Source organism: Bacillus sp. FJAT-28004 (assembly GCF_001280845.1).
Lineage (GTDB): Bacteria > Bacillota > Bacilli > Paenibacillales > Paenibacillaceae > Pristimantibacillus.
The window spans coordinates 280,526-294,418 of sequence record NZ_LGHP01000003.1; the positions used below are offsets into that span (position 1 = coordinate 280,526).

Annotated in this window: 15 protein-coding genes and 3 riboswitches; of the genes, 13 read left to right on the forward strand and 2 right to left on the reverse strand. The window is 44.2% G+C overall.

The genetic code is table 11. From position 1 onward, the window contains the following. Positions 1–357: 357 nt before the first annotated feature. The 8 genes from AC787_RS29060 to kduD all read left to right on the forward strand — a co-directional run bounded on the left by AC787_RS29060 (position 358) and on the right by kduD (position 6,693). A complete protein-coding gene (locus AC787_RS29060; RefSeq protein WP_054028451.1) occupies positions 358–840 on the forward strand; it encodes a hypothetical protein in 483 nt (160 codons plus the stop codon). A gap of 71 nt (positions 841–911) precedes the next feature. After that, positions 912–1,691, forward strand: a complete 780-nt coding sequence (locus tag AC787_RS29065) for an SDR family oxidoreductase (RefSeq protein ID WP_054028452.1) — start codon at positions 912–914, stop codon at positions 1,689–1,691. A 132-nt stretch (positions 1,692–1,823) separates the two neighbouring features. After that, entirely contained in the window at positions 1,824–2,840 is a 1,017-nt protein-coding gene (locus tag AC787_RS29070; protein WP_054028453.1) for a DUF2332 domain-containing protein, read from the forward strand. Positions 2,841–3,221: 381 nt separating this feature from the next. After that, a complete protein-coding gene (locus AC787_RS33435; RefSeq protein ID WP_268760215.1) occupies positions 3,222–3,356 on the forward strand; it encodes a helix-turn-helix domain-containing protein in 135 nt (44 codons plus the stop codon). Positions 3,357–3,448: 92 nt separating this feature from the next. Further along, positions 3,449–4,057 carry a TVP38/TMEM64 family protein gene (locus AC787_RS29075; RefSeq protein ID WP_054028454.1) on the forward strand — a complete coding sequence of 203 codons (609 nt, stop codon included), beginning with the start codon at positions 3,449–3,451 and terminating at the stop codon, positions 4,055–4,057. A gap of 225 nt (positions 4,058–4,282) precedes the next feature. After that, positions 4,283–5,113: a 5-dehydro-4-deoxy-D-glucuronate isomerase gene (kduI, locus tag AC787_RS29080; protein WP_054028455.1), complete on the forward strand. Its 831-nt coding sequence runs from the start codon at positions 4,283–4,285 to the stop codon at positions 5,111–5,113. A gap of 25 nt (positions 5,114–5,138) precedes the next feature. Next, a complete protein-coding gene (locus AC787_RS29085) occupies positions 5,139–5,933 on the forward strand; it encodes a DeoR/GlpR family DNA-binding transcription regulator (RefSeq protein ID WP_054028456.1) in 795 nt (264 codons plus the stop codon). A 4-nt stretch (positions 5,934–5,937) separates the two neighbouring features. Next, positions 5,938–6,693: a 2-dehydro-3-deoxy-D-gluconate 5-dehydrogenase KduD gene (gene kduD, locus AC787_RS29090; RefSeq protein WP_054028645.1), complete on the forward strand. Its 756-nt coding sequence runs from the start codon at positions 5,938–5,940 to the stop codon at positions 6,691–6,693. A 125-nt stretch (positions 6,694–6,818) separates the two neighbouring features. On the opposite strand, the gene AC787_RS29095 is transcribed toward kduD, so the two are convergent. Next, the gene (locus AC787_RS29095) at positions 6,819–7,244 is read right to left on the reverse strand and encodes a hypothetical protein (protein WP_054028457.1); all 426 of its coding nucleotides are present in this window, start codon (positions 7,242–7,244) and stop codon (positions 6,819–6,821) included. Between the two features lie 5 nt (positions 7,245–7,249). Beyond that, a riboswitch (cyclic di-AMP (ydaO/yuaA leader) is annotated at positions 7,250–7,411 on the reverse strand. Positions 7,412–7,457: 46 nt separating this feature from the next. Further along, positions 7,458–7,886, reverse strand: a complete 429-nt coding sequence (locus AC787_RS29100) for a hypothetical protein (RefSeq protein ID WP_054028458.1) — start codon at positions 7,884–7,886, stop codon at positions 7,458–7,460. Between the two features lie 439 nt (positions 7,887–8,325). Further along, positions 8,326–8,526: riboswitch (cyclic di-AMP (ydaO/yuaA leader) on the forward strand. A gap of 89 nt (positions 8,527–8,615) precedes the next feature. Then, a riboswitch (cyclic di-AMP (ydaO/yuaA leader) is annotated at positions 8,616–8,784 on the forward strand. A gap of 118 nt (positions 8,785–8,902) precedes the next feature. Between AC787_RS29100 and AC787_RS29105 the strand changes: the two genes are divergently transcribed. From AC787_RS29105 to kdpC, 5 genes are all read left to right on the forward strand, one after another. Next, positions 8,903–9,301, forward strand: a complete 399-nt coding sequence (locus AC787_RS29105) for an NAD-binding protein (protein WP_054028459.1) — start codon at positions 8,903–8,905, stop codon at positions 9,299–9,301. A gap of 123 nt (positions 9,302–9,424) precedes the next feature. Then, positions 9,425–9,502: a K(+)-transporting ATPase subunit F gene (kdpF, locus tag AC787_RS35475; protein WP_152970809.1), complete on the forward strand. Its 78-nt coding sequence runs from the start codon at positions 9,425–9,427 to the stop codon at positions 9,500–9,502. 18 nt (positions 9,503–9,520) lie between these two features. Then, a complete protein-coding gene (gene kdpA, locus AC787_RS29110; protein ID WP_054028460.1) occupies positions 9,521–11,200 on the forward strand; it encodes a potassium-transporting ATPase subunit KdpA in 1,680 nt (559 codons plus the stop codon). A gap of 18 nt (positions 11,201–11,218) precedes the next feature. Next, positions 11,219–13,252, forward strand: coding sequence for a potassium-transporting ATPase subunit KdpB (kdpB, locus tag AC787_RS29115; RefSeq protein WP_054028461.1), 2,034 nt, complete (start codon positions 11,219–11,221; stop codon positions 13,250–13,252). 30 nt (positions 13,253–13,282) lie between these two features. Further along, a complete protein-coding gene (gene kdpC / locus AC787_RS29120) occupies positions 13,283–13,891 on the forward strand; it encodes a potassium-transporting ATPase subunit KdpC (RefSeq protein WP_054028462.1) in 609 nt (202 codons plus the stop codon). The last annotated feature ends 2 nt before the right edge of the window (positions 13,892–13,893 follow it).

Sequence of the window (13,893 nt, forward strand, 5' to 3'; positions counted from 1 at the left end):
TGCTGCTATAGCGGTGTAACAGCATCAGATAACGGTCTTTAAGAACATATATGTTCTTAAAGAGGCGAATCAGGGTTAGTTTGGAGTCTGTAAGAGCATATACGTGCTTATTTGCTGCTAAAGTGGTGAAATAGCCTCAGATAGCGGTGTGCAATATTTCAGCTCTTTACCGTGTGACGGTGAAGGGCTGTTTTTCATCAACTTGAACAAACCTTTACAAATTTGTAAAGGTTTGCAATCATAAAGTATTGGTATCTTATTGGGAATGGTACGGATTTCTCTAATCATGGCTGTGCTTTTGGCGGCAATTGCAGTTTTTGATCGCTTTGAAATTCCATTACGATGAGGAGTGAGGTTGTGCAAGTAAATAGAAGATTAGATTCGTCAGCAATTGTAATGAGATTATTTGTGATCTCTGCTTTTTTTGTATTGTTAAGCGCTTGCGGTGACACTGTTAAGGTCGAGCATATCGAGGCTTTTAGCATAGAAATTTTAGAGGAAAACGAAGATGGAGTTTATGAATTATCAGGTTATAAGAAGGTCAACGCCATTACTGCTTTGGCAGAGAATAAAAATTATATAAAATCTGAAGTCAAAATGATCGTGGATTATTTTGATCTGGATGGAAACTATCTTCATTCAGAAATCGTACATTCCACACACAGTAAATCAAATATTACGATGTTTGAAGATGGAGATGATCTAAAAAAAGAGCTTCACGAGCCATCAACCATTATAGTACCTGATGATAATTTACAAAATTTTCGATCAGGAAGCCTTTCAGACGAGGAGAAAAAACAGGTTAAACAACATGTATTATCTTTAATAGATAGGCTATAGGTTTATGACAATTAGAGTAGAAATAATAGGAAGCTAAATGCTAATCTAGTGGACGTATGGAGGAATGACGAATGATCTCATTAAAAAATAAAATAGCAATCGTTACAGGAGCCAGCAGGTCAACGGGCATTGGAACAGCTATTTGTCGTTCACTTGCACGCTTAGGAGCAGACATTTTCTTTACGCATTGGCACACCTTTGATGAAAAGGAAGGCAATGGCGGAGAGAAGGATTGGCCAGAGCAGCTGCGCAAGGAATTAGTAGACTTAGGCGCGAGAGCAAGTCATATGGAAGCGGATTTTGCGAACCCGGAGACGCCTGCGCTTATCATGGAACAAGTAGAAAGGTCATTAGGCTACGCGACTATTTTGATTAACAACGCAACCTATTGCGTACCTACCAATTATAAGAGTTTGAATATAGCAATGCTCGATCAACATTTTGTTGTGAATAACCGTGGTCCAATTTTGCTAAGCACAGAATTTGCGAACAGATTTGAGAAAAACCAAATAAAGGGGACACCCGGGAGAATTATATTTATGGTTTCAAAAGGACCTGATCCGAATAATTTGGCTTATATCGCAACGAAAGGCGCTTTGATCGGGTTAATCGAGCCGCTCTCTGTAGGTTTGGCACCTCTCCAAATTACGGTGAATGGGTTCGATCCAGGTCCCACGGATTCAGGTTGGATGGACGAACATATGAAAGCAGGTTTTATGCCTATGTTTCCAATGGGGCGAATCGGATTGCCTGAGGATGCAGCTAAAACGATTAGCTTCTTGGCCAGTGATGAATCGCAATGGATTACGGGGCAAGTAATAAAATCTGAAGGCGGGTTTTTAGGGAAATAGTTGTTTTCATTCTAAATAGACCTTCTCACGATCGATAAGTGATTTTTATATAGTTAATAAAATCATTGAAATATTTTTTATCTCAAGTAGTGATACAATGCCATTAAGTGGGAAAATGAAGGGGTGGCATTGATGAACAATTTATTATCTGAGCGGTTCAAGGTGTTCGCAACGGAATGCAAAGGCTCAAGCCGCTTATATGAACAGCTGTCATTAGCTATTGCTGCTGATGATGAATTGCTTCATATCGCATCTTATTGTGGAGAAGGTCAGCCTGTCCCAAATCTTTTTTTCGCTGCGGTTCACTACTTATTACTAAAAGGGACTGACCACGAATTGCAAGAGTTTTACGGAAGTTTGGTTGACCATCCGAGGGAGGCTGAAGCGGCATTCCCCTATTTCAGACTTTTTTGTCTTCAGCATAACAATGAGATTATTCCAATTGTCCAAAGCAAGCTTGTACAGACGAACGAGGTTAGACGATGTGCCTACTTATATCCAGCTTTTTGCTCTATGTATGAAAAAATAAAAAAACCATTGGCATTAATCGAAATAGGAACAAGTGCGGGACTGCAGCTTATTTGGGATAAGTATGGTTATCAATATAACACAAGTGAAAGATATGGAAATATAGATGCTGAACTGGTGCTTCACTCGAAAGTTCACGGTGACATTCGGCCGTATCTCCTTAAGCATAGTCCGCCAGTGATCGCAAGGATTGGAATAGACTTACACGTCAACAATCTAGAAGACCCAGAGGATAATCTGTGGCTAAAATCGTTGATATGGCCTGAACATAACGAGCGGATTGTGAATTTTGAAAAAGCGGGGGCTTGTTTAAGAGGGCAATCTATAGAGCTCATTCAGGGGAATGGTGTGAAACGACTTGCTGAAATCGCTTCGAAAATAACAGAGGATGGTGTCATTGGTGTTTTTCACACACATGTAGCTAATCAAATGACCCATGAAGACAAAGTTGAATTAACAGATCGTATTAAGAAAATAGGGCAAGAAAGAGATATTTTTCACCTATACAATAATATGTGGGATTCGAATCTTCACCTTGATTATTATTTGGATGGCAAGGAATATAAGGAAACAGTAGCGGAAACAGATGGTCATGGCCGCTGGTTTCATTGGATGTTGTAGCTCAACTCCGCTACATTGCACAAACTACACTAGATACCTATCATGACACTCGGATAGCAGAGCTACATTGCAGAAATGCAATAGAAAAGGCCTAAAGTATGTTTAGCTAGCTGAAAATGGTGGTTTCTGCTGCATAAACTGCAACGAAGCAATGAGAACCACTTTCTAATGAGGAATATATTGCACAAAGTGCAATGTAAATGAGGGCAGCTGCTTCATCAATCTATCTATATGGTAGCTAACCCGGATGCACGCATTCTATCGTCTATCCTACTTTTTTGAGGTCGCAGCGCGCAGCACAGCAGCACAAAAGAATAGAGGTTGAGACCTATGGAATGGGATGCGGGTTCCTATACCGTTACATGGAAAGGCTAGAAGATTGTGCTGCTTCCGAAGGAGCATGCACTGTTGTATTACTTATACGGCAATGCGGGGCAAACGTTGTCGCGCGTGCAGCTGCTAGACAGCGTTTGGACGATGGAATCGTCGGTGGATAGGACAAGTGATGAAACGTAAACAATGGAGATCTCAAATTCGACACAATGTTTTGGACGTATTTACCTTCAATAATGATAAGCTGGAGATCACTACTACTCAGGGGTATCTCTATGCTCAAAAAAACAGGCTTAGCCGTATTATATGCCAGTATTGCTTTTCTCATATACCGTTACGGTGATGCGATAATGACGTGGTTCCAACAAGCGGACAATGTTTTGCTGGTCGTCATTATGGCGACATTGGTGGCACTATTTCCTGTCATTCCGTATCCGGTAATCGGTGGACTTATTGGCGCTGCTCTCGGTCCTGTACTCGGCGCGGCAGTGACTTGGACAGGTTCGGCGACAGCATCGATCATTATGTTTCTGTTTATCCGCTACGGTTATCAAGAGTGGGGGTTGAAGGTTCTAGGCCGCTATTCAAGCATCAACAAGTTGACAGTGATGTTTGAGCGGAACGCTTTTCTGACGATAATGTTCGCTCGATTCATTCCATTCATTCCATCCATTGCAGTCAACATGTATTCGGCGCTAAGCCGTGTTTCCTTTACCGTTTACGCAGTCGCCTCATCGATCGGCAAAATCCCGGCGATGCTGTTGTTCGCCATGATAGGCGATACGCTTATGACAGACCCTAGAAATCTATTCGTTACGGTTCTGGTATACGGACTGTTTCTGATTGTATCTCTTTATGCCTATCGTCGCTGGAAACTCCATTAAATGACCTTAAAAAAACAAATGACCTCTTCGTAGTTGATACGTACGGAGGTCTTTTTTTGTTGTACAATCTTCTCACAAGATGGAATAGCCTGCCATAACACAATGTTTAAAATGTTCTTTTTATGTTCGTAAATGTGTGTTAATATAAAAACGAACAATAACAAACATAAGCGTAATCTTGCGAGTCGAGTTTTACGCTAAAAACTTTTAGGAGGCTTTTATCCAATGGAAGTACGTCATACTACAAACCCTACTGATGTGAAGCAATATGATACGGAACGTCTGCGCAGCGAGTTTTTGATTGAAAGTCTGTTTGAGCAAGATCAATTAAAGATGACATATACGCATTATGACAGAATGGTTGTAGGCGGAGCATTACCCGTGAACGAGACTCTAGAGCTTGCGGATGCGGCTACGCTAAAAACCGAATATTTCTTGGAGCGCCGTGAGGTTGGTTTCTTGAATATTGGCGGCCCTGCCTCGATTTCCGTTGATGGGGAAGTGTACGAGTTAAATAAGCTTGACGTGCTTTATGTAGGCAAAGGAAAACGTCAAGTGCTGCTTTCAAGTGTCGATAAAGCAAACCCTGCAAAGTTATACTTTTGTTCCGCGCTTGCGCATGCTGAGATTGCAACACGCAAGATGACGATGGAGGAAGCGAATCCAACGCATCTTGGCTCGCAGGAGACTTCCAACGAACGTATCCTTTATAAATATATCCATGCAGATGGCATTCAAAGCTGTCAGCTTATGCTTGGCGTAACTAGCTTGAAAACGGGCAGCGTCTGGAACACGATGCCTTCGCATGTCCACGACCGCCGCATGGAAGCATATTTGTACTTCGACATGAATGCTGATGCACGTGTATTCCATATGATGGGTGAGCCTTCGCAAACAAGACATCTTGTTGTCGGGAACGAGCAAGCGATTCTTTCACCGCCGTGGTCGATCCACTCCGGTGTTGGCACAAGCAATTATACATTCTGCTGGTCAATGGCAGGCGAGAACTATACATTTACAGATATGGACGCCGTACCTGCAAGCGAGCTAAAATAGAAACATTCGCTACAGGGGGTGCACTATGCTTGCTGCCGAACGGCATCGTAAGATTATAGATAAATTGGAGCAGCTTGGCGCGGTTAAAGTTTCCGAGCTAAGCGAGCTGTTTCAAGTAACTGAGAAAACGGTTCGTGAAGACCTAGAGAAGCTGGAAGAGAAGGGTTTGCTGAAACGGATCCATGGCGGAGCCGTGCTTGAGCAGGGAGGCGAGGATAGCCTCTTCCCGCTGCAATTCCCAAATAGCAAGCATCAACGGGAGAAAGCGGCGATTGCCACAATAGCGCTTTCCTGTATTGAGCCTAATGATATCATTGCGCTTGATGCGGGCAGTACAACGCTGGAAATGGCTAAGCGACTGCCAAACATACCTGTTACGGTGCTTACGAACGATCTGCTTATCATTCGTGAGTTAACTGCGAAGGATCAGGTAAGGCTCGTTATTCCCGGTGGCTACCGACATAATAATTTACTTATCGGCGCAGAATCTCAGGAGTGGATTAAACGATTGAATGTCCATAAGTTGTTTCTGTCCACGACCGGCATTCATATGGAATATGGACTTACCATATTCACAGAAGAGTTGACGAAGCTGAAGAAACTTTATATGGACAATGCCAAGGTGGTCTACTGCCTGGCTGATCACAGCAAGTTCGATAAGGGTGCATTAATTACGTTTGCCGGCTTGGATGAAATTGACTATATCATTACAGACGAAGGCATAGATTCGGACGTAGCGGCTCGGTATGAGTCGCAAAATATAAAGATGATGAAAGCAGCGCTTTCGGAGAACGGGAAGCGTGCAAGAGGAAGGAGCTGAGCTTATGAGTTTGTTTGATTTGACGGGAAAAACAGCTGTCGTTACAGGTGCAGGACGCGGCCTTGGGGAAGCGATTGCGCTTGGACTAGCACGAGCGGGTGCGGACATTGCGCTTGTCACGAACCAAACGCCTGCCGATAAAACGGCAGCAGCTATCAGAGAGCTTGGACGCAAAGCAATTACGATTCAGACGGACATTGCTGACCGGACGAAGCTTGCTGGTATCATTGATCGTACAGTAGATGAACTGGGACGCATTGATATTTTGGTCAACAACGCTGGCATCATTCGCCGCACTCCAGCTGCAGAGCACAGTTATGAGGACTGGCAGGATGTACTCGACGTTAATTTGAATTCTGTATTTCTCCTCTCCCAGCTGGCTGGGAAGCATATGATTGAACAGGGCTCGGGCAAAATTATTAACATTGCATCGATGTTAACCTTCCAAGGCGGGATTAACGTTCCTGGCTATACATCAAGCAAACATGCTGTAGCCGGACTTACCAAAGCGCTTGCGAGTGAATGGGCTGCCAAAGGCTTGCAAGTAAATGCTATCGCCCCAGGCTACATGAGTACAGATAACACAGAAGCGCTGCGTGAGGATCCGGTTCGCAGTGCTCAAATTTTGCAGCGTATTCCAGCGGGACGCTGGGGAACGTCGCAGGATTTGATTGGACCAGCGGTGTTCCTAGCTTCATCAGCCTCTGATTATATGAATGGCCACATATTGGCTGTTGACGGCGGTTGGTTGGTTAGGTAGGCAGAGAAAAATTAATGAGGCTTTTCCCTTGCAGCACTGGATCATATTTATCTTTTTAAAATACAATAAGACAGTCCAGAACTAGGTTATCTGTTCTGGACTGCCTTTTTTTTTTATGTTCTCATTTAATCCAAAGAGATGTAGGAGACAGAACGTTGACGTAAAACAGACTCTTCATGGTCGTTGCTGTACGGGGTTGCATCGGCGGATTGAGCTAGGACATGCTTGACGGCGGCGACGAATAAGTCGAGAACGCGCCCGTCCTGATCCGTTTTGTCGTAGTGATACTGGTTAAGAGGTGGAAGTGGGATGCTACCGATAAAGGACTGAAGCAGATCGCTCCATCGCTCCAAGTCAATTGAATCTTCTGTGTCACTGGCAAATAGTTCACTCCAGCCGAAGCCTTGATTGCTAGTTAAACGAAGACATACGCGATGGCCTGCAGAATCGACGGCAAGAGCAGGAATGACGAATAGCTCGATTCGTGTGACGGATAAATAAGGGGTCTGTTCCGTAAAAAGATGCAGATTGCGTGCACAATTTGTCAACATTATTAAATCTCTCCTTTGTTCGCTTACGAGGTTAGCTGTCGGATTCGGGCTAGAGAGAATGCCCTACCAGGGTTACAAATCCCTGGATTCACCCCTTGCGAATCGATTCAAATCGATCGCGATGGTTCCCCCGCTTTTTCATTCGAAAAATTCAGCGTGAATAGTTTACTCTTAATTATACCCTTCAATCGCGTATCTGTAAATCAAATGGCCTCAAAATAACGATATATACGAGATAGCATGTTTAAATAAAGCATTCTCTTCTCGGTCATATTCGCTGTTTGGATGAGAGTAAGGATCGTGTTCTATGTGCAAAGCGGCTGCTGCAAACAAATGATATATACGCTCGTCCTTCATCAATGGATCTGATTTAAAGGCAAAAGGAGCCGTATGAGGAAGTGTGCCGATAAACCTCAGCAGCATACTGCTCCATCTGATCCAGTCGCCAGGCTTCTCGGATTTTTTAATAAATAGCTCACTCCAGCCGTGACCTCGAGCAGTTGAGAGGCGGAGACAAACACGGTAACCATTCAAGTCAAGCATTGAAGCCGGCAGCACAAACATTTGAATTCGTTTTATTTGAAAAAGGGCAGCAGGATGATTTTCTAAGCTTGGTAAGGGTACTTCAATTGGTGTGGACATCAATGAGATCTCTCCTCGATTTGAATAATTCACCGATAATCGTTAGCCACATTGGCTTGCCGTCTATGGTAAACCCGAAAAGCATAATTGTAAAACTGTGGTATATCGTGATAAGGCAACCATCTGCCATTTTAAAAGAAATCCATTCGTTATGTCAGCAAAAAAAGGTTTATTCTTCGAAAATCTCATTCATTCTCTGCGATACTCGATTATAGAGAAATCTGATTATTCACGCTAAAAAACGGTATAGGGGAGAGTAATGGTATTTTTGAAAAGATGAGTAAAATCGAGAAATAGTGAGGAATCGAGAGATCGGAATGAATGTAAGCGTTACGAGTCGTCCTGCAAGCCTGAAACTGGCTAAATTAGGTAGCAGACTGCCTTTACAGTATTTATAGCGAGGAGTAATATTCGATACAGGATTTATAAATAAGTTTCGATTTACTGATCGCTGAGTTTCCGTGAAAGCGGAAGCGGGGGAACCAATAATGACGCGAAGCGCATGTTCGATGTGAGAGTCGGACAAACGCAGAGCAGGGGTGAATCTTTGACAGGTGCCATGGATACCGGTCAAAGTAGGGCGACTCTCACCGCCCGAATCCGACAGCTAACCTCGTAAGCGTGGACCTGGAGAGGAATGATGAAGCTTGTGATCGATTAACCTCGACCGCAGAGTGTCATAGACCTCTGTGGTTTTTTGCGCCTAAAAAAGAGTTATTTGCTACAAAATGTAAGATAACGCTGAGTCCTGCAGCAGCAGGAACGGGGGAACCAACGAACGATTCGTGTGCAAACACGCTTTCGTTCATGGGGTGAATCGCTTGTCATTAACAAGCGTAGGGCAACTCTCAAGGCCCGAATCCGACAGCTAACCTCGTAAGCGTACTCGAGAGAGGCAACAGCCATCGTGCTTCCTGCGGCTTATTCTGCTGCGGGCAAAGAAGCCGCGGGAAAAGTTCCTCTTATCCCAAGGCTTCTTTTTTGTTGCCTTTTTTACCATATGGAGGAGAAACAGATTGCAGGAAGAGTATATTATCGTTGCTGGTCTAAACGAGGCTGGCCAATCCTTTATTCGAACTTTGCAGTTTCATCAATTAAATTTTATCGTACTGACAAATAGCAAGCAGGAGGAAAAACAGCTCCGCAAGCAGGGAATCAACCATGTCATGTACGTCAATACTAATGATCGTAAAAGTTGGAATCCTCCATTTTTGGACATTCGTGAGGTATTCATATTCGAGAGCAGCCTTGCGCTTAGCTGCCGATTTGTACAATGCTGCAGAGCTTGGACTTCAAAGTCCATTTACGTCATCACACAGCAGTGGAATCCAAGAGCTATTTACAAGGGACTCGGTGCGGACCATATCATTTTCTCTCATACCGGTGAAGTCGGTTTTCTATTAAGCAACAAATGATGCAGGAGGGGTTTACATGCAGGATTTTTATATGATCGGCGCGTTGCTGGCTTGTTTCGGTTTATTTTACGGATTTTTAACTTGGTGTGCCAGCGTAATCGAGAAAACAGGGGGCGAGGGCGAATGACTGTCATATCGATAGTGGCCGTATTTGTTTTCGTTTATCTGATTTATGCCTTAATTCATCCGGAGAAGTTTTAAAAAAGGGGGATTTACAAGATGGATATTTTACAATTGCTTATCGTCATTGCAATTCTTATGCTGCTCGTAAAGCCGTTAGGCACTTATGTCTATCATGTGTTCTCAAATGAACACAATCGTTTAGATAAAGTATTCGGCGGACCGGAGCGGCTCATATTTAAGCTAATCGGTCTTAAAAAACGAGAGGGCATGAGCTGGAAAATATACGCGCTCAGCTTTGTCGCAACAAATCTGATTTTAGTAGCTTTCAGCTATGTGATATTGCGGTTGCAAAATGCGCTGCCGTTTAATCCAAATGGTATGGCAGCCATGGAACCTACACTCACTTTCAATACAGTAATCAGCTTTATAACAAATACGAATCTCCAGCATTACAGCGGCGAAAGCGCCTTATCGTATTTCTCGCAAATGGCTGTCATCATGATGATGATGTTCACATCAGCGGCGACGGGCTTCTCGGTTGCCATTGCATTTGTCCGTGGAATTACGAGCAAAGGAAATACGATCGGTAACTTCTTTGAAGATTTCGTCAAGGCGCATACGAGAATATTTCTTCCCATTTCCTTTATCATCACACTTGTGCTAGTTGCGCTTCAAGTGCCGCAAACGCTTGATCCGACATTTACAATAAAGACGCTTGAGGGTGCGATGCAGCAAATTGCCATTGGTCCAGTAGCTTCACTTGAATCAATCAAACATTTGGGGACAAACGGCGGTGGATTTTTTGGAGTCAACTCGGCTCATCCATTTGAGAATCCGAATCCGTTGACGAATGTCATTGAAATCTTGTCCATGTGGGCGCTTCCGGCCTCGCTGCCTTATGCATTTGGTCTTTTTGCTAAAAATAAAAAGCAAGGCTGGGTTGTATTCTCAGCAATGATGTGTCTATTTCTTGTGTTTCTAAGTCTTGCTTACACATCTGAGAAAACAGGAAATCCCGCAATGAGCGCTTTAGGCATCGATGCTACGCAAGGAAGCATGGAGGGCAAGGAAGTAAGGTTCGGCATCGCGCAATCGGCATTGTTCACAACAGTGACAGCTGCAGCGACGACGGGTACCGTCAACAATATGCATGATACGCTTACGCCGCTCGGCGGCTTGGTTCCACTCGCAGAAATGATGCTTAATGTCGTTTTTGGAGGCAAGGGAGTAGGGCTTATCAATATGCTCATGTACGCCATTCTGGCTGTGTTTATATGCGGTCTGATGGTTGGACGAACGCCAGAGTTTCTTGGACGAAAAGTAGAGCCGCGAGAAATGAAACTCATAGCGATAGCGATACTGGTTCATCCTTTCATTATATTAGTGCCCACCGCCATCGCTTTTTTGACAGATTTGGGTCACGGCGTGATAACGAATCCAGGCTTCCACGGTATAAGTCAGGTGCTTTACGAATATACGTCGTCAGCAGCGAATAATGGCTCCGGCTTTGAGGGATTAGGCGACAATACGCCTTTCTGGAATATAAGCACGGGACTTGTCATGCTTCTCGGTCGCTATATTTCGATGATTGCGATGCTGGCGGTTGCAGGATCTCTTGTACGCAAGCAACCTGTTCCGGAAACGATCGGTACGTTCCGTACAGATAATGGGCTTTTCACAGGATTATTAATCGGTACCGTTCTTTTGATTGGCGCTTTAACCTTCTTGCCAGTCATCGTGCTTGGACCAGTTGCAGAATATTTGACACTCCGCTAACGGATGAGGTGAACGATAATGAGTAGAAATAAGACGAATAAACTGCTGTCGGCAGATGCGGTAAAACATGCTGTAATCGATAGCTTTGTTAAATTAAATCCAGTAGTTATGATGAAAAACCCTGTCATGTTTGTTGTCGAGGTGGGCACGGTTATCGTACTGCTAATGACTATATTCCCTCAGTACTTTGATTCGCAAGAGCGCATAGGCTTTAATATTACCGTGTTTGTCATCTTGCTCTTAACACTGCTGTTCGCAAACTTTGCTGAAGCCATTGCAGAAGGCCGAGGCAAGGCGCAAGCCAATTCACTCAAAAAATCAAAGCAAGATATGAGCGCGAACAAGCTGGTAGGCAGCGCTATTGTCGTTGTATCGTCAACAGAGCTCCGTAAAGGCGATATTTTCATCGTCTCCCAAGGCGAGATGATTCCTGGTGATGGCGAGGTCATTGAAGGGCTGGCTTCAGTAGATGAATCAGCTATAACGGGTGAATCGGCTCCGGTCATTAAAGAAGCTGGGGGAGATTTTAGCTCTGTAACAGGCGGCACAAGGGTTGTGAGTGACAAAATTAAGGTGCGCATGACGAGTGACCCAGGAGAGTCATTCATCGATCGTATGATTGCGCTCGTTGAAGGGGCTAAGCGTCAAAAGACGCCTAATGAAATAGCGCTCAATACACTTTTGACTAGCTTAACCATTATATTTTTGATCGTTGTTGTTACTCTGGCTCCTATCGCTAATTACTTGGATATCCATTTAGAAATTCCAGTATTAATCGCGTTGCTAGTATGTCTAATTCCGACGACCATCGGCGGGCTATTATCAGCAATCGGTATTGCTGGGATGGACAGAGTTACCCAGTTTAATGTGCTGGCAATGTCGGGCAAGGCTGTTGAGGCAGCGGGCGACATTAATACAATGATTTTGGATAAAACAGGAACGATAACTTTCGGAAACCGGATGGCAAGCGAGATTGTGCCAGTCGGAGGCAGTAACCTTCAGACTTTATCGGGTTGGGCAGCTATTAGCTCACTTAAAGATGAAACACCTGAAGGCCGGTCTGTGCTTGAATGGATGAAGAAGCAAGGCTTAAGCTATGATGCGTCACTTGCCGAAGGCGGCGAATTTATCGAATTCAAAGCAGAGACGCGAATGAGTGGTATTGATCTGGCAAAGGGCCGCCGAGTTCGGAAGGGCTCTGTCGATGCGGTTCGCAAGTGGGTGGCAGCACAGGGAGGCACAATCCCGTCCGACTTAGAAAATATTTCAAATACAATTGCTACATTAGGCGGTACGCCGCTCGCTGTAGCTGTCGATAACGAAATCTTTGGCGTTATCTATCTGAAAGATACCGTCAAACCAGGAATGAAGGAAAGATTTGATCAGCTGCGTGAGATGGGCATCAAAACGATTATGTGTACGGGGGACAATCCGCTTACGGCAGCAACAATTGCTCATGAGGCGGGTGTCGACGATTTTATTGCGGAGAGCAGGCCTGAAGATAAAATAGCTGTTATACGCCGTGAACAAGCTGAGGGAAAAATGGTTGCGATGACAGGAGATGGCACGAATGATGCTCCTGCACTTGCCCAGGCGGATGTTGGGCTTGCAATGAACAGCGGGACGATTGCCGCTAAAGAAGCAGCCAATATGGTTGACTTGGATTCGGATCCGTCCAAAATCATAGAAGTAATCGCAATTGGCAAGCAACTTCTTATGACAAGAGGAGCACTGACTACATTTAGTATCGCAAATGATATCGCTAAATATTTTGCTATCATTCCTGCGATGTTCATGCTTGCGATCCCAGAGATGGGCGTCCTTAATATAATGAATTTAGGCTCTCCATTGTCTGCTATACTATCGGCGCTTATTTTTAACGCGATTATTATTCCGCTGCTCATACCGCTTGCAATCAAAGGCGTAGCTTACAAACCGATGAGCGGTGCCAAATTGCTTAGCCGCAACGTATTCATTTATGGTCTTGGTGGTGTCATCGTTCCGTTTGTTGGTATTAAACTCATCGACTTTGCCGTACATTTATGGATTTAATATAACTATTCACGAAAGAAGGCCTACCATATGAACGATCAAACGAAAAACGCTTCACGATTCCAATTATCTTCGTTAATGATACCTTTACGAATCAGCTTAATATTTATGATTATTTGCGGAATTATTTACCCGCTTGCAAGCACGGGAGCAGCTCAGCTGCTGTTCCCGAGGCAAGCGAATGGCAGCCTGATAAAAGATAGCTCTGGCCAAGTTGTGGGATCAGAGTTGATCGGCCAGAGCTTTATTGATCCTAAATGGTTTCAAGGACGTGTATCAAGCATTGACTATAATGCTGCTAGTTCCGGCTCTAACAATTTTGGACCGTCCAATCCAGCTTTAATTGAAAGAACAAAGGCTTCCATAGAGGCATGGAACGTGCAGAACCCTGATGTACCGGTTGCACAGCTGCCGATCGCCTTAATTACCAACTCAGGTTCAGGTCTTGATCCGCATATCACACCGCAGTCGGCTGTAGTACAGATTGCAAGAATTAGCAAGCTGTCCGGCGTTTCTCCAGCAGAGCTTGAGGAATTGGTTAAAGCAAATACGGAAGGCCGCGATTTAGGCGTTTTTGGTGACGAACGGGTTAATGTATTGAAGCTGAATATCGCATTGTCTAAAATGTTGGGGGAATAGCC

Excerpts from the sequence above, each read along its gene's own strand:
- AC787_RS29065 (WP_054028452.1), top strand. The coding sequence starts at position 912 with ATGATCTCATTAAAAAATAAAATAGCAATCGTTACAGGAGCCAGCAGG.
- AC787_RS29070 (WP_054028453.1), top strand. The coding sequence starts at position 1,824 with ATGAACAATTTATTATCTGAGCGGTTCAAGGTGTTCGCAACGGAATGC.
- AC787_RS29075 (WP_054028454.1), top strand. The coding sequence starts at position 3,449 with ATGCTCAAAAAAACAGGCTTAGCCGTATTATATGCCAGTATTGCTTTT.
- kduI (WP_054028455.1), top strand. The coding sequence starts at position 4,283 with ATGGAAGTACGTCATACTACAAACCCTACTGATGTGAAGCAATATGAT.
- AC787_RS29085 (WP_054028456.1), top strand. The coding sequence starts at position 5,139 with ATGCTTGCTGCCGAACGGCATCGTAAGATTATAGATAAATTGGAGCAG.
- kduD (WP_054028645.1), top strand. The coding sequence starts at position 5,938 with ATGAGTTTGTTTGATTTGACGGGAAAAACAGCTGTCGTTACAGGTGCA.
- AC787_RS29095 (WP_054028457.1), bottom strand. The coding sequence starts at position 7,244 with ATGTTGACAAATTGTGCACGCAATCTGCATCTTTTTACGGAACAGACC.
- AC787_RS29100 (WP_054028458.1), bottom strand. The coding sequence starts at position 7,886 with ATGTCCACACCAATTGAAGTACCCTTACCAAGCTTAGAAAATCATCCT.
- kdpF (WP_152970809.1), top strand. The coding sequence starts at position 9,425 with ATGACTGTCATATCGATAGTGGCCGTATTTGTTTTCGTTTATCTGATT.
- kdpA (WP_054028460.1), top strand. The coding sequence starts at position 9,521 with ATGGATATTTTACAATTGCTTATCGTCATTGCAATTCTTATGCTGCTC.
- kdpB (WP_054028461.1), top strand. The coding sequence starts at position 11,219 with ATGAGTAGAAATAAGACGAATAAACTGCTGTCGGCAGATGCGGTAAAA.
- kdpC (WP_054028462.1), top strand. The coding sequence starts at position 13,283 with ATGAACGATCAAACGAAAAACGCTTCACGATTCCAATTATCTTCGTTA.